Below are 21,802 nucleotides of genomic sequence, written 5' to 3'. Positions count from 1 at the left end.
GATGGCAAGCGCGCCCTGCGTCAGGGCAAGCTAAGCCGTTCGTACGCTGTTCGAAACGTCTCGGACATCGCCTCGAACCGCGCCGCGCCGACGCAAAAAACCCAGCGTGAAAGAACCTGCGGCCGATCGTCGGCCAGCGCATCGAGAAGGCCAGCGAGCATGGCATCGGGCGTTCCGGCGAGGCCGTCCGGAGCTAGGCCGCTGTCGAGCAGGCTCGGCGCAAAGGCCGCCGATGCCGCCTCGAGCCGGATCGCTTCGCGCACTGCGGTCGCCACCGCGTGGCGCATCGTCGCGGGCATCCAGAGTGCGGGATCGCCGAGGCCGATGGCGAGCACGGTCGTCGCATGAATAGGGTGCGCCGGCGCCGAAAGGGTGAGCACCTCGCCCAGGTCGCCGCGGAAGATCCCGTCCGCGCGCAACCGCGTGATTGCGCCGCCCAGCGCTGTATCGAGATTTCCCAGCCCGCCATCGGGCCGGGTGCGCCCGATCTCGCGCATGAAGACCCCCGCGCTGGCGATCGCCACATCGACGCTCACCGCATCGCGCGGCGCAACGTCGATGCGGACACCCCGCCAAACCCCGATCGTCGCCGCGTCGTCGGCACGGCTGTCCATCGGCGGCATCCTGTTCTCCCGTGGATCCGATGCGGACCTACGCCAGCGGCTATCACAATCCTGGCGATGTCTCGTGGACAGGGCTGACAGAATTTGGACTATTGCGACGTTTACGGCTCCACGTCTCGACCCGTTCGCATGCCGAGAGGCCGGCTGGCAGGTAGCGAGGCGATGAGCGCTTGCATTTAAACGTTTCCCAGGCGCAACGGTGATCGACATGGCTCTGCTGAGTAAAGTCTCCGTGATCGTGCATTCGGGCCTGCTCCGCTTCGCGAGCGGCCGAGCGGTCGCCCGCACGCTGTTTGGCATGCTGTGCTGTTTCCTGATCGTCAGCAGCGCATCTGCGCTCAATCCGGCTAGCGGCATCGCGCAGATGCGGCATTCGCGCTGGACCCTCGGCGACGGTGCTCCGGGCAATATCCGTGCGATCGTGCAGGGCCATGACGGCTATCTCTGGCTCGGGACGGCGACGGGTCTGTGCCGGTTCGACGGGATCGTTTTCGAACGCATCGTGCCGATCGACCAGAACCGCTATCGTTCGCCCCAGGTCACCGCGCTGCTGGCGGCGCGCAACGGCGATATCTGGGTCGGCTATGACTTCGGGGGCATTTCCGTGGTCCGCGGCGGCGTTTTGCAGGATGCGAACCCCTGGGCGCCCGTGGGTGGCGTCAACAGCATCGTCGAGGGGCAGGACGGGGCGATCTGGGTGGCGTCGGATTCGATGGGGAAGCTGGTCCTCAATCGATTGCTGGCGGGCAAATGGACCGCGTTCGGCCCCAAGCAGGGCGTGCCGCCAAGCGCGATGGGCGATATTCTCAGCACGCCTGGCGGCATTTATCTGTCGCTCGTTCCCCGACTGCTGCGCCTCAGACCGGGCGGCACCCGCTTCGAGGATACCGGCGTGGCGATCGCCGGGTCCAGCACGCTTTCGCAGGATCGCGCGGGCGGGGTGTGGGTTCGCTCGGGCACGCAGATCGGATCGGTCGGTCACCACAAATCCGCATTCCCGCTCGGCAGGGTAACGACGCCCTATATTGTCGAGCGTGCGATCTTCGATCACGGCGGTAACCTCTGGATCACCGGGCAGGATGCGGGATTGGGTCGCATATCGGCTGCGGCGTTGCAGCGCCCCGCGGCAACCGACAGCGTCGAACTGTTCACCGCCAAGCAGGGCCTGACCGCGGCCCTGACGATGGCAGTGCTCGAGGATCGCGAAGGCAATATCTGGATCGGGACCGAGTCGGGGCTCGACCGGTTCTCGCCGAGCAACATCGTCCAGCCCGCGCAGACCGAGGCGATCGTTTCGGGTTTCGTCGGAAGCGCCAAGTCTCGCAATCTGTTCGTGGCCGGGCTTTCCGGCGTGTACCGGATCGGCCGAGCCGGGACACCCGACCTGATCTTTCGCGAGCCCGATATCGGCGTGCTGTGCGGCGACGATCGCCGCCTGCTCGTCATCGGAATGCAAGGCAAATATCTGCTCGACCTCGATCCGGCGGGCAAGCTCGCAAAGGCGAGTCCGGTCTCGGGCCCGCTGTCGATCACCTGCACTCTGGACACTGCTGGCGTGTTCCAGACGGGGTTCGACCAGCTCTATCGCCTTGTCGGATCGCGGTTGCAGACGGTCCCAGCACCGCCCGGAACGCCCGGCGGATCGATCCACCGCATCCGGTCGGATGGCGCGGGCGGCGTCATCTTCGGGCGGATCGCGCAAGGGGTTTCCCGCCTGCGCGACGGCGTCGAGACGCTGCTGTGGCGCAGCAAGGACCAGGTCACCGGGAGGACCGCGACATGGATACCCAGTCGCAAGGGGTTGCTGGTGGTCGGCGATCAGGGGCTGGCGCGGTATGACGGCCGGCGGCTCGCGTCGCTTCGGGACAGAACCTATCCGTTTCTGGCCGGCCTGACCGGGCTCGTGCAAACGGCGGACGGATCGACCTGGGTGATCGGGGCGGACGGCATCATCCGGATGTCGACCGTGTCGCTCGATCGGGCGTTTGCGCATCCCGGCGTGCCGATCGCCTACGAGCGGTTCGGCTATCAGGAGGATTTCCGCGCCCGCTCGAACATGGTCGAGACGAACGATATCGGCCAGGACGCCGCGGGACGGCTCTGGTTCGCGACCAACAAAGGTCTGGCGATCATCGACCCTGGCCATCTGTCGCGAAACCGGTTGCCGCCGACGGTTCAGATCCGTTCGCTCGACGCGGGTGGGCAGGAACACGCACCGGGTAAGCGGGCGCTGGTGTTCCCGCCGGGCACCAATCATGTCCGGATCCGCTACACTGCGCTCAGCCTCACCAACGCGACCGCCAACCGCTTTCGCTACCGGATGGAGGGTGTCGATCGCGACTGGATCGACGCCGGCGCAGCGCGCGAGGCGCTCTACACCAACCTTGGCCCCGGCTCGTATCGGTTCCACGTGATAGCCGCCAACAATGACGGCGTCTGGAATCGCGAGGGCGACACGCTCACCTTCAAGATCGCACCACATCTTTACCAAACCCATGCGTTTCTGTTCGTCTGCATCGCGATTGCCTTGGTCCTGCTGTGGCTGCTGTATCGCCGCCGCGTTCGAGCCATCGCCGATCGGGCACGCGGTCGCTTCGAGGTCCAGCTGGCCGAGCGCGAGCGGATCGCCCGCGAGCTGCACGATACATTGCTGCAAGGATTCCAGGGCCTGATGCTGCGGTTCCAGACGGTGGTCGAACTGCTGCCGCATGGGGACCGCGCGAGGACAAGCCTCGAAGGCGCGCTGGAACGTGCCGACGATGTGCTGGTGGACGGCCGCGATCGTGTCCGATCGCTGCGCGAGACGATGGAGCCGGTCGTACTGCCTGCCGTGCTCACCGCGATCGCCGAGACCATCGTGCCTCCGCCGCTGGCCTGGACTGTCGACGTAGACGGTGGCTTGAGTCCGGTATGCGCGCCGGTGGCGGACGAGATCGCCCAGATCGTCCGCGAAGCGCTCGCCAATGCGGTGCGGCATGCGTCTGCCGATCATCTGATCGTCGCGATCCGATCGAGCTCCGACAAGCTCCTCATTACCGTGTCCGACGACGGTGTGGGTCTCCCGTCCGACGTCCGCGAAACGGGCCACCGCCCGGGACATTACGGGCTGGTCGGCATGCGCGAGCGAGCCTCGGCGCTTGGTGGGGCGCTGGTGATACAGTCCGACCCGGGCTCCGGCACGCAGATCAAGCTGACGATCCCGGCGCGCGTCGCGTTTCGCTGAGCGGGAGGGCGACGATCGTCCCTCCCGCGCGTCCGATCGAGGCGATCAGCCCTTCACGAACGTCAGCAAATCGGGATTGATGACATCGGCATGCGTCGTCAGCATGCCGTGCGGATAGCCCTTGTAGATTTTCAGCGTGGCGTTCTTGAGCAGCTTGGCCTGCAACACCGCAGCGTTTTCGTAGGGCACAATCTGGTCGTCGTCGCCCTGCAGCACGAGCGTCGGCACGGTGATCGCCTTGAGGTCGGCGGTCTGGTCGGTTTCGGAAAAAGCCTTGATGCCGTCATAGTGCGCCAGCGCACCGCCCATCATCCCCTGACGCCACCAATTCTGGACGATGCCCGGCGACACGGTCTCGCTCGGCCGGTTGAAGCCGTAAAACGGCCCCGAGGCGAGATCGAGATAGAATTGCGAGCGGTTCGCGGCGAGCGCCTTGCGCAGCCCGTCGAATACCGAGATCGGCAGGCCGCCCGGATTGCTCGCGGTCTTGAGCATCATCGGCGGAACCGCGCTGACCAGCACCGCCTTGGCGACGCGCCCCTGCGGCTGGCCATACTGCGCGACATAGCGCGCAACTTCGCCGCCCCCCGTCGAATGGCCGATATGCACTGCGTTCTTCAGGTCGAGATGCTCGGCCACGGCAGAGGCATCGGCGGCGTAATGGTCCATGTCGTTGCCGGTATCGGCCTGCAACGAGCGACCATGGCCGCGGCGATCGTGCGCGACGACGCGGTAGCCCTCGGCAAGAAAGAACAGCATCTGCGTGTCCCAGTCGTCCGACGATAACGGCCAGCCATGGTGAAACACGATCGGCTGGGCGGTCTTGGGACCCCAGTCCTTGTAGAAGATGTCGATGCCGTCCTTGGTCTTGATGAATCCGCTGCTCATTTTGAATACTCCGTTGGGGTGGGGGGCTTGCGAGGATCGGGCAAAGGCCGTGGCTGGCAGCAGGCTTGCCGCAGCCGCGGTTGCCGTGCCGATGACGACAGCTCGCCGCGAAACATCGCGCATCATGTCTGGCATGGACTGGTCCTAATCCTTTGCGGTTGCGACAGGGGAGGTTGCAACGATGGGGAATGGACGCCCTGCTTCTGGCGCGATTGGCGAACCGAAACGCTATTTGTGCAGAACGAACATATTCGGACGGGGTGGTCCGCCGCCGGTGGGACTTCCGAAAATCGAGCTGTTATGCGGTTCGCATCACCAAGATCGGCAGGGAGCGAATATGGGCGTACGTCGCATGGGACCGGCAAGGCTCGAGGCTTTTACCGATGGCGTCGTGGCGATCATCATCACGATCATGGTGCTTGAGCTGAAAGTCCCCGAAACGGGCGATCTGAGCGCGCTGGCGGGGAGCGCACCCATCCTGCTGGCGTATCTGCTGAGCTTCGTGAACGTCGGGCTCTATTGGAACAACCATCACCACATGTTCCATGCGGTCGAGCGCATCGACGGTCGGGTGTTGTGGGCCAATTTGTTCCTGTTGTTCTGGCTGAGCCTGGTGCCGTTCGTCATCCGCTGGCTCGACGAGAGCGAGTTCGCCGCCGGTGCGACCGCCGCCTATGGAATCGTCCTCGGGCTCGCCGCTATCGGTTATTCGCTGACCGAACGGGCAATCATCGCTTGCAACGGCAAAAGCTCCGCGGTCGCAAGGGCGATCGGTTCCGACTGGAAGGGGTGGGGGAGCATCGCGCTCTATGCGCTGGCGGTGCCGTTGGCCTTCGTCAGCCGTTGGCTTGCGATTGGACTGTACGTCGCGGTCATCGCCTTGTGGCTGATCCCGGATCGGCGGATCAGCCGCGTGCTCGGCGGCATTGATTGAAGGTTGCCTTTTCCAGCCACGTTTTTGCTTTTCGGGGCGGCTTAGATGGGGGCGGTTTTGGCGACGGCTACTCAATTCGCCACGTTCGCCTGCGCTGGAGGGGCGCGAATGTCGCCTTGTGGGTCGAGCCGCGCCTGTCAGCCTCGCAGCCGGCTCAGGCTCACGGCAAGCTCGTCCCTACGGAACGGTTTCGTCAGCCGGGGAAGGGTGGCGTCGATCCCGTTGTTTCCGCGTAGCCCGACACGGTGAGCACGGCACGCTCGGGGGCTTGGTCTCGCACTGCGTAAGCGAGTTCGGTGGCCGTGATCCCCGGCATCAGGTGGTCCGTCACGAGCACATCGAATCGAAAGCCCTCGCCGATCGATCGCATCGCCGCTTCGCCCGCGCTTGCCTACTGCGAAACGGCCTTCTCGACGACCATGTCGACCGGCGTTTCCTCCGCCCTCACCGGAAGCCAAAGCTCTACGGTCGCCGTCGCGATCGACGTCCGCGTAGGCGTAGGCGTAGGCGTAGGCGCAGCGCTACGGTCCAGAGTGCGCCCGCGCAGTTCCGAGGCACGCGCATCGCATGCCAGGTGTCTGACGACCGCAATAGTCGGTCGTTGAGCTCGCTGAAGAAGTGCAGGCGCTCCTCGCGCTCGGCGCCTGTCCGCAAAAGATGCTCGATCCAAACCGCCCCAGCCCAAGCAGCAGAACGAGCTCTCTGAGCGGCAATTTCAGGCAAGTGGATATTTCTGACGGCTGCTAGAACGACCTATGAGGGCAACTGTCCCGCTATGGGCTCTGTTCGGGAAAGCCGACCTACGTGCTCATGATATGCTTGAGCCGATCGTGTTCACGTCGGCGAGCGGTCGCTACCCTGCGCCGCTGCAATCCATCCCGCAGCCTTGAGGTGCGTAATGGCGGATCGGGCGACAGGTGCGACCACACCGTTCGATAGCAAGAGGCGCATGGAACGAGCGTTACCCTCCACGGCCGCGACGGCATGGCTCGCGACCCACCACGACCGATGCGTTCGCAGGCCTTGCGCATGCACCGACTCGATCGCACGAGCCAAGGGCATCAGGATCAGCTCTGAGCCGCCGAGCCGATGCACGCGGACGTAATGGTCTTCCATTTGTAGCGCCAACACATCTCCGCCCAACGGCGTCGCAACCGTTGCAGCTGCCGAGATTGTCGCGACGGCCGATGACGGCACAGGGTCATCTTCTGACACGTATTTGGCGCTACGCAGAACTATGCTCACGCCAGCCATGGCAATGAGGCCGATCGCTGTCGTCTGCGCGAACCACAGTGGCAGCGGCAGGTTAAAACGCGCCAGATCGGGCCACAGCCAGAATGCCGCAACCCGCGTCGCCAAGGCTTCGGGAACGCTGGCGAGCAGCGTTGCCCCGATCAAGGCCATCAACCATTGCCCGGACCGTGGCCGCGTTGCGGTACTGACGATCCTGTATGCCGAGCCATACAGCAGCAGGCCGAGCAGCGTGGCGCCGATCCAGTAGCAAAAAAGTCGGCCGGGACCGCCGTTCATGTAGCTGCCGAACGGTCCCAGAACAGCCAGCAGACCACCAACGGCGACGGTTGGGCCGATCCAGCGCACCGTCGGCATTGCCCGGTCGCTGATCGCGCGAAGGAAGGGAATGGAGCGCGTCACGTCCTCTCTTACCGCGAGGACGCTCGCGAGCGAAGCCCATTTGCCGACTGGCGAACCCGTTCGCCCATTGGCGAAAGCCGGCTTCCAGCGGAGCTTGGGTCAGATCATCAGAACCCAATCCACCACGGAGTCCGCCATGTCTTTACGTCTAGTCTTTGCCGCACTTTGTCTCACCGCCGCAGCGCCGGCAGCGGAGGCCCAATCGACACAAGCTGGTTTCGAGCGCGTGGTGACCTCGGACGGCAACGAGGTTGGCGTCTGGTATCCCGCATCGGGCACATCCTCTCATCAACGGCTGGGCCTCTACACTCAAAACGTAGTGATCGGGGCTCCCGTGCCGGTCGGCAAATATCCGTTAGTGGTCATATCGCACGGAACCGGTGGCGATTTCGCCGGCCACGTCGATACCGCCGTGGCGCTCGCTCGTGCCGGCTTCATCGTTGCGGCTTTAACCCACCCCGGCGATAACTGGCGCGACAACAGCAGGGCGACCCGTATCGAGGAACGCCCCGCCGCACTTAGCGCCACGATCTCCTACATGGTACGGGCATGGCCGGGTCATGCCGCGATCGACCCGGGTCGTATCGGTGCGTTCGGTTTTTCATCCGGTGGTTTCACGGTGCTGGCCGCGGCCGGTGGGCGCCCGGACCTAAGCCGCCTCTCCGATCATTGCGCCGCACATCCGAACTTCTTCGATTGTACGCTTTTAAAGGCACAGCCACGCCGGGTTACCGCGCCGTGGCCGGACCTACGGGATGCGCGCCTAAAGGCTATTGTCGTTGCCGCTCCTGCCCTTGGCTTTGCCTTCGACCATGCCGGCCTCGCCGCCATTCGAATGCCGGTCCAGCTTTGGCGCGCTGACGATGATCATATTCTCCCGGCGCCATTCTATGCGGATGCGGTCAAGGCAGCATTGCCGAACCGGCCCGAGTTCCATGCCGTACCGGGCGCCGGTCACTTCGACTTCCTGGCACCCTGTGCCGATCCTGGCTCAATGCCGCAGATCTGCGTAAGCGGATCGGGGTTCGACCGGGCAGCATTTCACGAGAGCTTTGATAACGCCGTGGTCCAGTTCTTTTCGAACAAGCTGGCTACAATGCGGCGTGACTAGGGCGCTCCTCAAAGAGGCGCGCTTTTGCCCGTATCTCGATTAACGATCGGTATGTGGGGGAGCTGCCACGTTCTTGATCAACCATCCTCTTCGAGAAGCTCGGTATTCCGAGCTGGCGCGAGCGATCCTTCCGCTATGCCCAAATGTCGGTGAAACACCTCTCGCCTTATGCCGCTCAGCTGATTTTCAGGCCGCATCCGGGGCCTCAAGAGAAGGCGCAGAATGCGTCCGAAATCAACGACACAAAATCACCCGCACGGCCGGGTAAACCCACGCGGTATGTGGTGAAATATGCCCCGCAAGGCACTGGCATACGAAGAGGAAAATGGTGGATGCACTTGGCCTCGAACCAAAGACCCGCTGATTAAGAGTGCGTCATTATACTAACAAAATAGAACACTTATTTGCATTCGCGTTCGATCATTATAAACAACTAAGCAGCTTAAGCGACGGGTAAACCCAACTAACGCCGGCCCAAAATAGCTCCATCGCAACTGGCTGTCATGAGCTCATGTTGCATCCACATCCACGTCTGGGACGACCGGCTTTGGGACTTAGCCGCCAATCAAGTCGGCGCCCTGAGACGGCAGCTCCCGGCAGAAGCACAACTTCAGGCGTTCGCTCGTGCCACGGATGAGAAAATCAATGCCGCGATTTCAGCATCCCGCCCATCTTCGTATCGCTTGATATCGCACAGCCTCGCCTCTCCTCGCTCAACAGGATCGCAAACCGCCGCGTCCACTTAAGCGGCGCTGGACAAGGGGCGTTGAAGTTTAGTGACGAGATCCACCACGTTGTCCGCACCGCTCAGACCTCTGTTGAACAGTGCAGATGGATCGAGCCCCCGGTCGCGGACGGCATCCGCGAAATGCTGGATGTCTTTACGCATTAGACCCCGGAGATGCCCCGCCGCGTGCGTATCGATTTGCGTGCCGATCGCTTGAAGGATGGCGCTTGAGCCGCTGCTCACGGCGATCACATCCTGAAACAAGGGAAGATCGATCCCGAGCCGGCGCGCAAGATCGAAGACGTCTGCTGCATTTTTGAGATTCGTCATCGTGAGGGCGTTGTTTAGCAGCTTTGTAAGTTGACCAGTTCCGACCGGCCCCATGTGGGCTACCTTGCGGGAGAAGCTTTCGAAGACCGGTTTGCATCGTTCGAATGCCGCCTGGTCGCCACCTACGATCGTCGTCAGTGCGTGCGCTATGGCACCGAGCCGCCCGCCACTGACCGGTGCATCGAGATAGGCCACATCTCGCCCAGCAAATAACACGCCAAAACGTTCGTTCTGCTTTGGATCGCCGGTACCGTGATTTACGACGACCGAACCTGGCCGAACCGCCTCGACCAATCGGTTGTGCTCGATCAGATCGTCGATGTCCTGATCGTCGCGTAGGCACAGCGCCAGCACATCCACGTTGGCCGCCAGTGATGCGAGATCGGCATGCCGTTCGAATGGGACGTCGGAGATAGCGTCGTAGGAGCGCGGGCTTCTTGCCCAGGCATGGAGCGAGAAGCCAGCTCCGGTGATCGCTACCGCCATTGGACCACCTTGGTCGCCCAATCCGACGAAACCGACCCGATGCACCACGTCCCCGTTCATCGGCGCGCGTCCTCGATCAGGCGCTGGGAAACACGCCATAGTCTTGCGGCATTGTCTGTATCGAGCGCGTAACCGGCATATCCGCCGGTGAAGTCGGTTGGACGTTTGGCAACTCGCTCCGCTTCGTTGCAGTCCTCGAAATAGCGGCCGCCTACATCATGCAGGAGTGGAGAAGCGGCGAGCAGCACGGTCGTCGCGGCCCCTTGTTCGACCGTTTTACGGCGCTCCACGGGCGTTTTTAGGCCCCCGGTGTGTTTCTGTAACCCCGTCGCAATGGCACCAGGGTTAAGTGCGTTCGAAAGGATGCCATCGTTGGCCCAATGCTGGGTGATACCGACCGACAGCAGCGCGGCCGCCGACTTGGATTGTCCGTAAGCGCCGATCGGGGTGTAAGGCACAAAGTCGAAGCCCAGATCATCGAAAATGACCGGGGAGAAGAAGTGCCCACTGGAGCTGACGGAGACCACCCGCGAGCCTTTCGCCGCAGCCAGAGAGCGGTGTAACCCAAGTGCCAGCGCGAAGTGGCCCAGATAGTTCGTGCCGAATTGAAGTTCGAACCCTTGCGGCGTTCGCTCGAGTTCCGGGACGGCCATGATACCTGCATTGTTAATAAGGACATGGAGCGGGCCATCCCAGCCCTCCACGAAGTCGCGGACCGAGCGGAGATCGGACACATCGAGCGGTCGTACGGCGATCGCCACATTACCGGTTTGCTGACGCAGGTCTTCAGCGACACGCTCTGCTGCGGATGGGCGCCGCACCGCCAACGTTATCTCGGCGCCGGCCAGCGCGAGCACGCGAGCTGTTTCAAGGCCGATCCCGGCCGCGCCGCCGGTAATCACGATCCGCTTCCCCATAAGGTCGACGTCACCGGCGACTTCCGCAGCGGTCGAATGAAATCCGAAGGGTGTGATGAGACGCTGCATGACTTCCTCGTAAGCTGATTGCGTTGACGCGATTTTGCGCCGCGATGATGACGATATAATTCCCTGGATTGTAATGATAACATGTCTGTTGTTGCATGATCTGGTGAGCGAGATCGAACAATGTCGACGGCAGGATTGACCGAGCTAAACGCAGTAGCGGCGGTAGCGACGCACAAGAACTTTCGGGCGGCGGCCCGGGAGTTGGGCGTATCGGCATCCGCGCTTAGCCATGCTGTGGCGGGCCTGGAGCAGCGTCTCGGCGTCCGGCTGTTCAACCGCACGACGAGGAGCGTGTCGACCACGGATGCAGGCCAGCAATTCCTGACCCGCATCATTCCCGCGATGCGCGAGATTGCCGACGCGATGGCAGAGGCCAATGATCAGCGTAGTCGGCCAACGGGCTTGCTTCGGATCAACACGTCGGAGGGAGCAGGGGAGCAGATAATCGAGCCAATAGTCCTCGCCTTCATGCGACAGTATCCCGAGATGCGTGTCGAGATCGTCACCGATGGACGACTGGTGGATATCGTGTCCGATGGGTTCGACGCAGGTTTGCGGCTGCGCGACATGGTGCCACAGGACATGATCGCAGTTCCTGTCGGGCCGGCTCAGCGACACGTCGTGGTCGCGGCACCGACTTATTTGGAAGGAAGGTCGCCACCAAAGTCTCCCTCTGATCTTAAGGAGCATAGCTGCATTCGATACCGTCTTCCGGGCGGAACACTCTATCGGTGGGAGTTCGAACGCCACCAGGAGGTCGTGACCGTAGAAGTTGAAGGTCCGCTCACGCTGACGAGCGACCGGCTGATCCTGCGTGCAGTCGTGGCCGGCGCTGGCATCGCCTATGTTAACGAATGGAATGCTCGCGAGGCGCTGCGCGACGGACGACTTATCCAACTCCTTGACCAGTGGACGCCGGAATATCCAGGCCTCTACTTCTACTACCCCCCGTCCCGCCATATGAGAGCGGGAATGCGGGCGTTCATTGATCTACTCCGGGATCACTCCAAGTAGCCGCACTAGTCCAGCGCCCGAGGTAGGCCGCAGATTCTTGGCTGCCGCTTTAAATTGCAACAACGAACGTCCGCTTCCCGCAATCCCCCGTCCCAAAGCAGACCAGCCGCTTTCTACCCGAATGACCATGAAAGCAGCCCGTCCGCCCACGACCAGATGTCGACCGCAGCCGGCCCGCCCGCAGGTAGCATCGAAACGCCCGGCGCAAGGAATGCGCTCAGCTCAACCCTCGCCATCTCCGAAGACACCGTAAAGGCGCATATGCGTAGCATCTCTGGCAAGCTTGGCGTCACCGACCGCACACACGCCCTCACGATCGCGATCAAGCGGGGTATCATCAACCTCTGACCTTCTGCGACTGTCTCTGATCCTCGCCGCGCCTCATGCGATCTAACTCGCGCGGCGCAACTGGCGGCGGTAGCCAAGCATCATCCCCTAAGCTTCAAGCGAGATGATGTGATGAGCGACCGGGCCGGATACCAATCTCAAAGCGGACATCTGCGGCGCAAGCATGGGGCCGCTGGCCATGCAGCGCATGACTTATGCAATCAACTTCAAGTGGTCGAAAGCGCCTTGAACGTCATTCGCCGTTCTATCCAAGGCGATACCGCAACACGGCTAGATGAGGTTTTCGGCTACGCAATATTAGCGGTCGAACGCGCAAGCCGCCTAAGCCGTGCGATCGTGGATACTAAAACGCATCGGGAAGTGACGGAACGTCTAGTGTCGATCGCCGAACAGCTTGCCATGCTGTCTGGTCCAGCCTTGTTGTCGGCCGGCTCCAACATCGTCATCGAGCATCGCGTCGCCGAAGACGTGCCGGACGTTTATTGCGATCCGGATGCCCTAGACGACGCCATCTTGAACATCATCGTAAATGCAAAGCGAGCGATGCCAAGTGGCGGGCTCATTCGGATCAGCGCCACGCGCGACGCCCAGACTCTGCACGATCTCCCATGGGCCGTTCTTCGGATCGTCGACAGTGGGTGTGGCATGTCCCCTGAAATTGCGGCGAGGGCGTTCGAGCCGAGATTCACGACAGGCGCGCCGGGGCAGAGCTCAGGCCTTGGTCTGGCAATGGTCGCCGAGTTCGCCCGCGAGGCTGGCGGATCGGCCGAACTCCAAAGCCGCGTCGGTGCGGGTACCGTCGTTACGATCCGCTTGCCGGGCGCCATCAAGCAGGTTCGGCATCGATGCGGGCCACTGACATAGGTAAAACGGGCAAGCAGGGCAGCGCGATTCCTTCGATGTCTGCGTCCCCAAAGGGCGTCAGCGGGAATAGTCGGTGAAAATAAAATCCTCTGACCGTGGCAATTTAGTGTGGCAGGCGAAACACGTTCGCATCAGGGCCATGTCGGGATTGGCCTTTCCGTTTTCGAACTGGCCATAGCCCCAGCCGCCGGTCGCCGCATACTTCCTTGAATTCTTGACGACGATTTGAACGTTGGTCGCATCGCCAGCGACGAACGACTGCGGCTTTCCGAAGATCGCGTTGTTGCGATCGGACGCAACGAGTTTCCACGCCACGCGCGCGATCGTCGTTCCGTCCGGGAAGGGCCGTCGGCCTTCCCGAAAGGCCTTCATCGCCACGTCGTTGCCAAGGATCACGCGGACATCGTTCAGGCCACCGGCCTCATGGGCGACGCTGACCACTTGCCATTGGCGGTACCCAGCCGGCAACGAAACGCCGAACACGGGCGACACATTCCTAGGTGCCTGCGATGACGCGGTCGAAGCCGCGCCGGTTATAGCGCCTGTCAGCACAATCGTCGCTGCGACCGCTGCGAGCCATTTGTGAGACGCTCTCATATCAATACTCCTTGAACGGGTCAGGCTCGGTCGTTCGATGGCGATGGATATAGACGCCCGACCGAGTGGGTGGCGGCCTCAGTCGCGTGCGCGCGGGGATCAGACCTGGGCCGCCCCGCCATCCGCGAACAGCTCGGCGCCGTTCACGAAGCTTGCATCGTCCGAAGCGAGGAAGAGGGCAGCCTTTGCGATCTCCTCAGCTTCACCAACTCGCCCCAGCGGGATGAGCGTTGCGAAATGATCGAGCAAATCCTGCTGGCGCGCGGCATCCTCGCCAGCGAGCTCAACCAGGCCAGGAGTCCGCACCGGGCCGGGGCTGATAACGTTGACGCGGATCCCGCTGCCCTTGAGATCGAGTGCCCAACTGCGCGCCAAATTGCGGACCGCCGCCTTCGATGCCGAGTAGACGCTGAAGGCGGCCGTGCCACCCGATCCCGCAGTCGAGCCGGTCAGGAGGATTGAGCCACCTTCGCCCATCAACGGCAGTGCCTTTTGGACGGTGAAGATCACGCCCTTAACGTTGCGGCCGAAAGTATCATCGACTTGTTCCTCGGTGATCTGGCCGAGCGGAAGCAGACCGCCGCCGCCGGCATTGGCGAACAGGATGTCGATGCGGCCCACCTCCGCTTTCACGCGACCGTACAGTCGGTCCAGATCGTCGAGGTTGGCAGAGTCGGCTTGAATACTCGTCGCGTTGTGACCAATTTCATCGACCGCGCGATCGAGCGCCGCTTTGCGTCGACCGGTGATGAAAATCCGTGCGCCCTCGGCCGCAAATACCTTCGCGGTGGCGAGGCCGATACCGGTCGACGCGCCGGTAATCACCGCGACCTTGCCGTTGAGACGATCGGGCATTGGAGCGTTCCTTCTTTGGCCCGCGCAAGCCGAGCGCTCGCCGGGATCAGGGGTGGAAAGATGCAATTTAGGGCAGACCTTCTACCGGCCGAAGGTAGCTGTCGTTAGAAGACATTTGACGATGCCAGCATACGGCTGGACGGCCTGATGACGCTGCCGTCGCTTCGTCAGCGGAGGTGGATCGCGCCGCGCCGAAGGGCCACGGTCACCGCATGTGTTCGGTCATTTACGTCGAGTTTCGCAAAGATGCTGCGGAGATGTGCTTTGACGGTGTCGTCAGAGATGGCCAGCTCCCAAGCGATGACCTTGTTCGATTTACCCTCGGCGACGAGTTGCAGGACGCCCAATTCACGTTGCGTCAGCACATTGTCGGCCGAATGCAACGCGATCTCCTGGGCGATGTGGTCTGGCAGATATCGCCGCCCGGCGTGCACCGCGCGGATCGCATCCAGCAGCTCGCGTCGTAAAGTGCTTTTCAGCAGGTAGCTTGCAGCCCCGGCTTTCAACGCCTGCACCGCCTGCACGTCACCGGCATAGGTCGTGAGGACGATGATCCGGGCGGTCGGAGCCAATGCACGAATTCGCCGGATCGCCTCGACCCCGTCCATGACGGGCATCTGGAGGTCCATAAGCGTCACGTCGGGTCGCGCTTCCTCGAACATTGCGACCCCCTCGGCGCCGTTCTCCGCCTCCGCGACGACGACCATGTCCGTCTCATGCTGCAGCATCGTCGCGACACCGTCGCGCAAGGCCGGATGATCATCGACCGTCATGACCCGGATGGGGCGCATCTGCAGACTGGTCGGCATGGTTGCGCTACTCTCGGGTACGGCGGGCATGATAGGCGAGCCGCCCCGGCACGGTCACATAAACTTCGGTGCCCTGGCGCGGTAGGCTGACGATCGTGAACTTGCCGCCGGTCCGTTCCGCGCGTTCACGCATGCCGACCAAGCCGAAATGGCCCGGGCGGCTGCCCGCGGTGGCGACTTCCGCCGGCAGGCCCCTGCCGTTGTCCTTCACGCTCAACTGGACTTGGCGGCCATATTGGACCGCGACCTCGATGCGCGACGCGCTGGAATGCTGGACTGCGTTGCGGACCGCCTCCTGCGAAATTCGCAACAATTCCTCGCGAACGATTGAAACCAGCGGGCGGACCCGTCCCTTTATCATGACAGAAATGGGCGGGGCGGGGCCCCCTGCAGGCTGCGAAGTGGCCTCAACGATCTCACTCGCCAAATCTGCATCATTGTCCGCAAAGCGCAAGTCGATCACACGGTTTCGACCCTCCGTGATGATGGTTTCCGCGTGCTGCAGCGCGTCATCAATCGATGCTCGCAAGGCGCTGTCGGATGACATGCGATTTGCCACGGCTTGGAAACGGAGGACCAGACCCTGAAATCCTTGGAGCAGTGTGTCATGAAGCTCGCGCGCGATCCGTTCGCGCTCGTTCAGCTGAACCGCCAGTCTGTCGCGCACACGGGCTGTCAACTGGCGCGTGCGAATGACGTATGCCAGCCACAGGAGGCATAATCCCGCAGCGACGCAAAGTGCCGTAAAGATTTGCGATTCGAAGAAGGTCGGCAGGACGACCAGTTTAAGCGTCGCTCCCCTTTGATTCCAAACGCCGTCTTCATTGGCGGCGATCACATGGAAACGGTACTGACCTGGGCGAAGATTGGTGTAGGTCGCATTCCGCAGCTTGCCGGCCTCGACCCATCCGGCATCGGCGCCTTCCAAGTGATAGCGAACGCGCACCCGTTGCGGAATGCTCAGGCTCAGCGCGCTGAAGTCGAGGGTCAGGCGCTTGATACCGGGGCGAATTTCGACCGACTGCGGATCGTGATATGTCCGACCGTCAACATGTACCGCACTGATCGCAACGGGCGGCGGCCGCGGGTTGTGCGGCAAGCGGGCTGGATCAATCCAAACGATCCCGGCGGTCGTCGAGAACCAGATGCGGCCGTCCCCGCCGCGCACCGCGTCGCGCTTCCCGTCGCGAACGCCGATACCCGGCAGCCCATCGAAATAATCGAGCGCAAGGACCGGAGGGATCCAGTTTGGGTCAGCGAACGCGTGGTCAAGGTCGGCGGTGGCAATTCGGACGATATGGCGGCGCGCCATCAACCAGGTGTAGCCATCGGGCGTGGGGGCGATGCCGAAGACGTTTCTGAGCGCTGGGACACGCCGACTCGTCAGGAAATCGAAGCGTTTCCCGTGCCACTTGGCCAAGCCGAATGCGCCGCCCAACAGGATCGCATCCGGTCGCTGATAAAGTGTCTTGAGATTGCGGAGTGCCGCGGGCCTGTGCAACACGATGTCGGTCATGTTCGGCGGATCGTAGAGCCTGAGCGATCGGTTCGAGACGTAGGTCAGCAATTTGCCGTCTGTCCTCGAGATGATGGGCATCGCTCCGTCGGTGAGGTCGCCCCGATCGGCCGCAAATAGTCGCCATCCACCCCTTGTCCGTTCAAAAGCTCCTTCTGCCGAGGTGACGTACAGATGGCCGCGATGGTCGACCGCGCAGTCGATCAGCGCTTGTCGGCTGGCAGGTTTGCGAATGTTTTCCAACGGCCGCGTGCCGAAACGGACGATCCGCTGCTGCATGACAAACCACAGCATTCCGTCCTCCCCTTGGCACATCGCTTCCGCTTCGCCCGCACCGAGCAGTACCGGTTCCGGCTTTTCCCCGGGGCGGGCACGGTAAACGCCGTCGTGCTGGCCTAAATAGACGTCGCCATTGGCCGCACCCAGCAGCACATCACCCCATTGGGGAACCAGCGTCAGCAGCGCTTCCGACACGATCGGGACCGATCGAAAGCGGTCGAGCCCGACTTGCGTGCCGACCCACAGACTGCCTTCGCGATCTTCCAGAATCGCGTTAGCTTGGTCCGAAGTCAGCGAATCCTTTTCTCTGAAGCGGTCCAGTCGCGAGGCGGCCGCCTGCGACGAGCTTTCCCCGACCACATTTGGCGAGCTTACCTTGTAGATGCCACCGACCGACGTGTTGCCCCACAAAGCACCTTCGCGGTCAAACAATGCATGCCGCCTGCGTGGACCATAGGGGACGGGATAGAAATGCCGCGTCGAAATCGGACTCGATAGCGCGCGCGCCGTTGTTTGGTCCGAGACCCAAATCCTACCATCGCGGTCCTGTGCCAGGGCCCCGTACCCAACAGGATGGAAGGATGCTTCGACGAATCTGGTCGTGCCCGTACGCAGAAAATAGATCGCTTTGGGCGAACTGATCCAAAGCGAGCCGTCGCGGGCAGTCATTAAATCTGCTCCTTGCTTATCCGGTAGTCCCCAATCGCGACCGATTTCGGCCCATCGTCCCCGGAAAAACCGTACCAGGGGCCGCTCGGTTCGGCCGAGAAGCGCCCAGATCGCGCCGTCACTGGTCTGCGCCAGTCGCATCACGTCGATCGGGTGCGGGACATTGGTGTCGCGCAACGCTCCCGCCGCATAGCGTGCGACGCCGCCAGCGCCATAACCGACCCAAATGCTCCCGTCCTTCGCGGCGAGCAACGCCATGACGCTGCCGCGGTCGCGATGCTCTTTGTCCGGAGGGATCATCTCGAAGCTGTTGCCGTCGAAGCGGTACAGGCCCTCACCCGCGCCGATATAAAGGTAGCCGTCTCGGCCCTGGGCAAGGGCGTTGATCGGCGACGGCGCGCCGTCGTCGACAGTCCAGCGCGTATGTTTGTATTGCGAGACGAGCAAATCGCCGCCAAGCGAACGCGAGGGCATGACGGAGGCCATCCCAAACACTGCAATGAACGTGGTCAAGACCCGTCCAATCCGCATTACCACCCTTCTCTTAAGCCTGTCAGGTGATGACGTTAAGTCGCGAGGGTAAACTCGCAGCCCCCAAATGGACTATGTACACCTAGCCCAAATGGCGTTGAAATCCACTGGATTTGCTTGCGCCTTGCAAGTGGATCGGCAAAATCTTCCCTAGTGACGGGCATTTCGCGCGGTGGACGGCGGATTGGAGAGCAAGCGCGTTGCCCCACCCCGGCGGCTCGACCCGCACGAAAGTGTAGCGGGTGTGTCCCCCCGATAGACTTTCTCCATTACGGATCATTGGCCATCTTTTGCCACATCAGGCAGGAGCAAGCAGATGGCACAGGTAGCGATCGACGGCGTTGACTTCGACACCATCCCACCGGCCGTGCGACCCACGGAGGATTTCGTCGACACCGCTGAAGCGCGAACAATGCAGTTCGGCGCCTTCACCGTGTGTCCTGGAGCGCGCGCCTTGAAACTTGGTTTAACCGCTGTGCCGCTCGGCAGCCGGGCGTTCGATCTGCTGGTCGTCCTGCTTCGCTCGCGCGGCAAGCTCGTCACCAAAGAGGAGATCGTTCGAGAAGTGTGGCCGTCCACCTTCGTCGACGAGAGCAACCTGCGCTTCCAAATGGGCGTGCTGCGCAAGGCACTCGGACCCGAACGTGACCGGATAAAGACCATTCCTGGCCGGGGCTACATCTTCGCCGATGACGAGGATGCCCTGCTGGCGCCGACCTTGCCGCAGAAGAGGATCGCCGTTGCGCCTGAATCGACGCTGGGCGCGACAGCGGCAAGTTTCATTTTCATCGTCGAGCCGGATGCCGCGGAGCGCAACGCGATGACCACGCTGTTGCGCGCTTTGAAGATCAGCGTGCTCAGCTTCAAGTCGGTCGAGGAAGTGGCGGCGTTTACGGTCGCCCCAGCCCGACTGGCCGCCGCCTAGGCATGCCGAGGCGCGGGAGGACAGCCCACGCTGGACCGAGAAGGGATCTGACCATGGTCGACGCTAATGCAACGCCCGCCTTTCTGATCGTCGCGAATTATGTCCTCGATCCCGCCGACGCCGAAGCCTTCCAGCGGATTGCGGCGCGCATGGCCGAACAAGCGAAGCGTCGCCCGGGCAACGTCTTTCTCAACGCCGCACGCGACGTTGCCGACCCGAACATCTTTCACCTCACCGAGGGATGGGCCAGCCAGGAAGCACTCGACGAGCATTTCCGCAGCGATGCCTTCCAAGCCGTGCTCAGCGAGGCACTGGCCTTGCGAATCGTCGCGCGTTCGGGTTCGATCTTCTTCATCTCCGGCGCGCAGGCGCTCGACATGCCATCCTAGTCGGCTGATGGCCGCCAACCCAGAGGACGAGATCATGCCCGATAGCATTGCAGACCTTCTGCGACGCAATCTCCACGAGGTGTTCGGCGAAGGCGACCCGGTCCGGCGCCGCGCGGCGATCGCCGAGCTTTATACCGAGAATGCCGTTTTTCAGGCGCCCGACGGAGTCTATTCGGGCCGCGACGCGATCGACCGTGTCGCCGGCGACGTCCGCGCCACGCATCCCGACTATCGCTACGCGGAGATTGCCGAGCCGGCGACGCTGAACGGCGCGGCCGGCCGCATTAGTTGGGTGTCGGGCCCGCCCGGCCAAGCGCCGGTTTACGCCGGTACCGACTTTGTCGTGGTGGAGGATGGCCGGATCGCCTCGCTCTTTCTGTTCTTCGATCCCTTGCCCAAATAATCGCCTCAGGCGGGCGGCGCGGCCGTGCCCTGGAGCATGGCGGACAGGAACGACCATGTCCGTTGATTGGCAAGCGCGGCGGCTTTCGCGTCGTAATGCGCGCCGTTGTGGCGCGAAAACGCATTGTGGCTCCCCGTATAGGTGAACACGCGCACGTTGGCGTGCATCGCCAGCGCGGACGCAATCGCTTGTCGCGCCGATTCGGGCATGAACTCATCCTCGCCCGCCAGGTGAAGCAGCATCGGCGCGGTGATGGCGGGGGCTTCGTCGAGATATTTCTCGGTCTCGGCGCCGTGGAAGGCGACCGCTGCATCGACGTGCGTACGCGCTGCGGCAAGGAAGGTCATCAACCCGCCCAGGCAATATCCAAGCACGCCGACCTTGCCTGACGCGCCATCGATCGACGCAGCGACGCGTATCGTAGCGGCGATATCGCCGACGCCGAGATCGCGATCATAGGCTCGGTATAGCGCGAGGCCGGTGTTCCAGTCGGCTTCCGAACGGACGTCCAGATCGACGTCGGGCTGCTGTCGCCAGAATAGATCCGGGGCGATCGCGAGGAAGCCATGCGTTGCGAGCTCGTCGCAGGTTTGTCGGATGTCGGCGTTCACGCCGAACACCTCGTGCAGCACCACCACGGCGGGCGCCGGCAAATTCGCGGGCGCGGCGCGATACGCAGCGAACGCACCGTCCGGCGTCGAGACTTGGATAGAGTCACCCACACGCGGTCTCCTCATCAATTGCGCTATCGCGTGCGCGCCGCGCCGCCTGGGGCTACCCGACGGCGCGGCGGCTGGATCAGCCCTTCAGGAACTCGAGCAAATCGGCATTGAAGCGGTCACGGTGCGTGACCATCAGGCCGTGCGGGGCGCCGGGATAAACCTTCAGCACCGCACCCTTAACGAGGTCGACCGTCATGCGCCCGGCATCGTCGATCGGCACGATCTGGTCGTCGTCGCCGTGGATGATCAACGTCGGCACGTCGAACTTCGCCAGGTCGTCGTAGAACACGCTTTCGGAGAACTGCTTGACGCAGTCATACGACCCCTTCAGTCCGGCCTGCATCGATTGCAGCCAGAACGCGTCCTTGATTCCTTGCGTCACGGTCGAGCCGGGGCGGTTGGCGCTGAAGAACGGCTCGGCGAGGTCGCGATAGAATTGCGAGCGGTCGGTGGCTACACCTTTGCGGATGTCATCGAACACGCCGATCGGCAAGCCCCCGGGGTTGCGCTCGGTCTTGAGCATCGTCGGCGGGATCGCCGAGACCAGCACCGCCGCCTTGACGCGCGCCGTCCCGTGCCGGCCGATATAGCGCGTCACTTCGCCGCCGCCGGTCGAATGGCCGACATGCGTCACGTCGTGCAGATCGAGTGTTTGCACTACCGCCGCCATGTCGTCGGCATAGGTGTCCATGTCGTTCCCGTCCCACGTCTGGCTCGACCGGCCATGACCGCGACGGTCATGCGCGATCGCGCGGTAGCCGTGCGAGGCGAGGGTGAAGAGCTGGTCCTCCCACGCGTCTGCGCTGAGCGGCCATCCATGCGAAAACATCACGACCGGGCCCTGACCCCAATCCTTGTAGAAGATCTCGGCACCGTCGTTGGTGGTCACTGTAGGCATGGGTCTTCCTTCACTCTTGATG

Annotated in this window: 22 protein-coding genes; 10 read left to right on the top strand and 12 right to left on the bottom strand. The window is 62.7% G+C overall.

What is annotated here, in order from left to right; all coding sequences use genetic code 11:
- Positions 1–20: 20 nt before the first annotated feature.
- A complete protein-coding gene (locus U1872_RS04000) occupies positions 21–614 on the bottom strand; it encodes a M17 family peptidase N-terminal domain-containing protein (protein ID WP_332791559.1) in 594 nt (197 codons plus the stop codon).
- 217 nt (positions 615–831) lie between these two features.
- Between U1872_RS04000 and U1872_RS03995 the strand changes: the two genes are divergently transcribed.
- Positions 832–3,846 (top strand): sensor histidine kinase, encoded by a 3,015-nt coding sequence (locus tag U1872_RS03995; protein WP_332791824.1) that lies wholly within the window; start codon positions 832–834, stop codon positions 3,844–3,846.
- Between the two features lie 45 nt (positions 3,847–3,891).
- On the opposite strand, the gene U1872_RS03990 is transcribed toward U1872_RS03995, so the two are convergent.
- On the bottom strand, positions 3,892–4,734 hold the full coding sequence (locus U1872_RS03990; protein ID WP_332791558.1) for an alpha/beta fold hydrolase: 843 nt from the start codon (positions 4,732–4,734) through the stop codon (positions 3,892–3,894).
- Positions 4,735–5,071: 337 nt separating this feature from the next.
- Between U1872_RS03990 and U1872_RS03985 the strand changes: the two genes are divergently transcribed.
- On the top strand, positions 5,072–5,668 hold the full coding sequence (locus U1872_RS03985) for a TMEM175 family protein (RefSeq protein WP_332791557.1): 597 nt from the start codon (positions 5,072–5,074) through the stop codon (positions 5,666–5,668).
- A gap of 193 nt (positions 5,669–5,861) precedes the next feature.
- Here U1872_RS03985 and U1872_RS03980 read toward each other — a convergent pair whose 3' ends face one another.
- A complete protein-coding gene (locus tag U1872_RS03980; RefSeq protein ID WP_332791556.1) occupies positions 5,862–5,984 on the bottom strand; it encodes a hypothetical protein in 123 nt (40 codons plus the stop codon).
- Between the two features lie 518 nt (positions 5,985–6,502).
- Complete coding sequence (locus tag U1872_RS03975; protein ID WP_332791555.1) at positions 6,503–7,321, bottom strand: LytTR family DNA-binding domain-containing protein; 819 nt, start codon at positions 7,319–7,321, stop codon at positions 6,503–6,505.
- Positions 7,322–7,359: 38 nt separating this feature from the next.
- On the opposite strand from U1872_RS03975, the gene cas5 reads away from it, so the two are divergent.
- Complete coding sequence (cas5, locus tag U1872_RS22840) at positions 7,360–7,473, top strand: CRISPR-associated protein Cas5 (protein ID WP_443025332.1); 114 nt, start codon at positions 7,360–7,362, stop codon at positions 7,471–7,473.
- Positions 7,458–8,432: an alpha/beta hydrolase family protein gene (locus tag U1872_RS03970; RefSeq protein ID WP_443025331.1), complete on the top strand. Its 975-nt coding sequence runs from the start codon at positions 7,458–7,460 to the stop codon at positions 8,430–8,432. The genes cas5 and U1872_RS03970 overlap by 16 nt, the downstream gene beginning before the upstream one ends.
- A gap of 742 nt (positions 8,433–9,174) precedes the next feature.
- Here the strand turns inward: U1872_RS03970 and U1872_RS03965 are convergent.
- Positions 9,175–10,035 (bottom strand): NAD(P)-dependent oxidoreductase, encoded by an 861-nt coding sequence (locus U1872_RS03965; RefSeq protein ID WP_332791553.1) that lies wholly within the window; start codon positions 10,033–10,035, stop codon positions 9,175–9,177.
- Complete coding sequence (locus U1872_RS03960; RefSeq protein WP_332791552.1) at positions 10,032–10,961, bottom strand: SDR family NAD(P)-dependent oxidoreductase; 930 nt, start codon at positions 10,959–10,961, stop codon at positions 10,032–10,034. The genes U1872_RS03965 and U1872_RS03960 overlap by 4 nt, the downstream gene beginning before the upstream one ends.
- A 120-nt stretch (positions 10,962–11,081) precedes the next feature.
- On the opposite strand from U1872_RS03960, the gene U1872_RS03955 reads away from it, so the two are divergent.
- The 3 genes from U1872_RS03955 (at position 11,082) to U1872_RS03945 (ending at position 13,187) form a co-directional block, all read left to right on the top strand.
- A complete protein-coding gene (locus U1872_RS03955; RefSeq protein WP_332791551.1) occupies positions 11,082–11,975 on the top strand; it encodes a LysR family transcriptional regulator in 894 nt (297 codons plus the stop codon).
- Positions 11,976–12,131: 156 nt separating this feature from the next.
- Complete coding sequence (locus U1872_RS03950) at positions 12,132–12,323, top strand: LuxR C-terminal-related transcriptional regulator (RefSeq protein ID WP_332791550.1); 192 nt, start codon at positions 12,132–12,134, stop codon at positions 12,321–12,323.
- A gap of 111 nt (positions 12,324–12,434) precedes the next feature.
- Entirely contained in the window at positions 12,435–13,187 is a 753-nt protein-coding gene (locus U1872_RS03945; RefSeq protein ID WP_332791549.1) for a sensor histidine kinase, read from the top strand.
- A 57-nt stretch (positions 13,188–13,244) separates the two neighbouring features.
- On the opposite strand, the gene U1872_RS03940 is transcribed toward U1872_RS03945, so the two are convergent.
- The 4 genes from U1872_RS03940 to U1872_RS03925 form a co-directional block, all read right to left on the bottom strand.
- A complete protein-coding gene (locus U1872_RS03940) occupies positions 13,245–13,670 on the bottom strand; it encodes a cytochrome P460 family protein (RefSeq protein ID WP_332791548.1) in 426 nt (141 codons plus the stop codon).
- A gap of 213 nt (positions 13,671–13,883) precedes the next feature.
- Positions 13,884–14,639: an SDR family NAD(P)-dependent oxidoreductase gene (locus tag U1872_RS03935; RefSeq protein ID WP_332791547.1), complete on the bottom strand. Its 756-nt coding sequence runs from the start codon at positions 14,637–14,639 to the stop codon at positions 13,884–13,886.
- 167 nt (positions 14,640–14,806) lie between these two features.
- Positions 14,807–15,448 (bottom strand): response regulator, encoded by a 642-nt coding sequence (locus U1872_RS03930; RefSeq protein WP_332791546.1) that lies wholly within the window; start codon positions 15,446–15,448, stop codon positions 14,807–14,809.
- A 7-nt stretch (positions 15,449–15,455) separates the two neighbouring features.
- Complete coding sequence (locus U1872_RS03925; RefSeq protein WP_332791545.1) at positions 15,456–18,425, bottom strand: sensor histidine kinase; 2,970 nt, start codon at positions 18,423–18,425, stop codon at positions 15,456–15,458.
- Between the two features lie 334 nt (positions 18,426–18,759).
- Here U1872_RS03925 and U1872_RS03920 point away from each other — a divergent pair, with 334 nt between their 5' ends.
- Genes U1872_RS03920 through U1872_RS03910 form a run of 3 tightly spaced genes read left to right on the top strand, consistent with a single transcriptional unit; the run spans position 18,760 to position 20,160 of the window.
- Positions 18,760–19,368, top strand: coding sequence for a winged helix-turn-helix domain-containing protein (locus U1872_RS03920; RefSeq protein WP_332791544.1), 609 nt, complete (start codon positions 18,760–18,762; stop codon positions 19,366–19,368).
- Between the two features lie 53 nt (positions 19,369–19,421).
- Positions 19,422–19,757 carry a putative quinol monooxygenase gene (locus U1872_RS03915; protein WP_332791543.1) on the top strand — a complete coding sequence of 112 codons (336 nt, stop codon included), beginning with the start codon at positions 19,422–19,424 and terminating at the stop codon, positions 19,755–19,757.
- A 34-nt stretch (positions 19,758–19,791) separates the two neighbouring features.
- Positions 19,792–20,160, top strand: coding sequence for a nuclear transport factor 2 family protein (locus U1872_RS03910; protein WP_332791542.1), 369 nt, complete (start codon positions 19,792–19,794; stop codon positions 20,158–20,160).
- A gap of 5 nt (positions 20,161–20,165) precedes the next feature.
- Here the strand turns inward: U1872_RS03910 and U1872_RS03905 are convergent, their stop codons facing one another.
- Both U1872_RS03905 and U1872_RS03900 read right to left on the bottom strand, forming a co-directional pair.
- Positions 20,166–20,882: a dienelactone hydrolase family protein gene (locus tag U1872_RS03905; RefSeq protein ID WP_332791541.1), complete on the bottom strand. Its 717-nt coding sequence runs from the start codon at positions 20,880–20,882 to the stop codon at positions 20,166–20,168.
- A gap of 76 nt (positions 20,883–20,958) precedes the next feature.
- Entirely contained in the window at positions 20,959–21,780 is an 822-nt protein-coding gene (locus U1872_RS03900) for an alpha/beta fold hydrolase (protein WP_332791540.1), read from the bottom strand.
- Positions 21,781–21,802 lie beyond the last annotated feature (22 nt).

This window comes from Parasphingomonas frigoris (assembly GCF_036663815.1).
In the GTDB taxonomy this organism is placed as follows: domain Bacteria; phylum Pseudomonadota; class Alphaproteobacteria; order Sphingomonadales; family Sphingomonadaceae; genus Sphingomonas.
This window is presented reverse-complemented; position numbering and strand designations above follow the sequence as displayed.

Coding starts and splice junctions, on each gene's coding strand:
- U1872_RS03945 (WP_332791549.1), top strand. CDS start 12,435: ATGAGCGACCGGGCCGGATACCAATCTCAAAGCGGACATCTGCGGCGC.
- U1872_RS03910 (WP_332791542.1), top strand. CDS start 19,792: ATGCCCGATAGCATTGCAGACCTTCTGCGACGCAATCTCCACGAGGTG.
- U1872_RS03980 (WP_332791556.1), bottom strand. CDS start 5,984: ATGCCGGGGATCACGGCCACCGAACTCGCTTACGCAGTGCGAGACCAA.
- U1872_RS03990 (WP_332791558.1), bottom strand. CDS start 4,734: ATGAGCAGCGGATTCATCAAGACCAAGGACGGCATCGACATCTTCTAC.
- U1872_RS04000 (WP_332791559.1), bottom strand. CDS start 614: ATGGACAGCCGTGCCGACGACGCGGCGACGATCGGGGTTTGGCGGGGT.
- U1872_RS03930 (WP_332791546.1), bottom strand. CDS start 15,448: ATGCCGACCAGTCTGCAGATGCGCCCCATCCGGGTCATGACGGTCGAT.
- U1872_RS03960 (WP_332791552.1), bottom strand. CDS start 10,961: ATGCAGCGTCTCATCACACCCTTCGGATTTCATTCGACCGCTGCGGAA.
- U1872_RS03970 (WP_443025331.1), top strand. CDS start 7,458: ATGTCTTTACGTCTAGTCTTTGCCGCACTTTGTCTCACCGCCGCAGCG.
- U1872_RS03950 (WP_332791550.1), top strand. CDS start 12,132: ATGTCGACCGCAGCCGGCCCGCCCGCAGGTAGCATCGAAACGCCCGGC.
- U1872_RS03935 (WP_332791547.1), bottom strand. CDS start 14,639: ATGCCCGATCGTCTCAACGGCAAGGTCGCGGTGATTACCGGCGCGTCG.
- U1872_RS03955 (WP_332791551.1), top strand. CDS start 11,082: ATGTCGACGGCAGGATTGACCGAGCTAAACGCAGTAGCGGCGGTAGCG.
- U1872_RS03915 (WP_332791543.1), top strand. CDS start 19,422: ATGGTCGACGCTAATGCAACGCCCGCCTTTCTGATCGTCGCGAATTAT.
- U1872_RS03985 (WP_332791557.1), top strand. CDS start 5,072: ATGGGCGTACGTCGCATGGGACCGGCAAGGCTCGAGGCTTTTACCGAT.
- U1872_RS03965 (WP_332791553.1), bottom strand. CDS start 10,035: ATGAACGGGGACGTGGTGCATCGGGTCGGTTTCGTCGGATTGGGCGAC.
- U1872_RS03900 (WP_332791540.1), bottom strand. CDS start 21,780: ATGCCTACAGTGACCACCAACGACGGTGCCGAGATCTTCTACAAGGAT.
- U1872_RS03920 (WP_332791544.1), top strand. CDS start 18,760: ATGGCACAGGTAGCGATCGACGGCGTTGACTTCGACACCATCCCACCG.
- U1872_RS03995 (WP_332791824.1), top strand. CDS start 832: ATGGCTCTGCTGAGTAAAGTCTCCGTGATCGTGCATTCGGGCCTGCTC.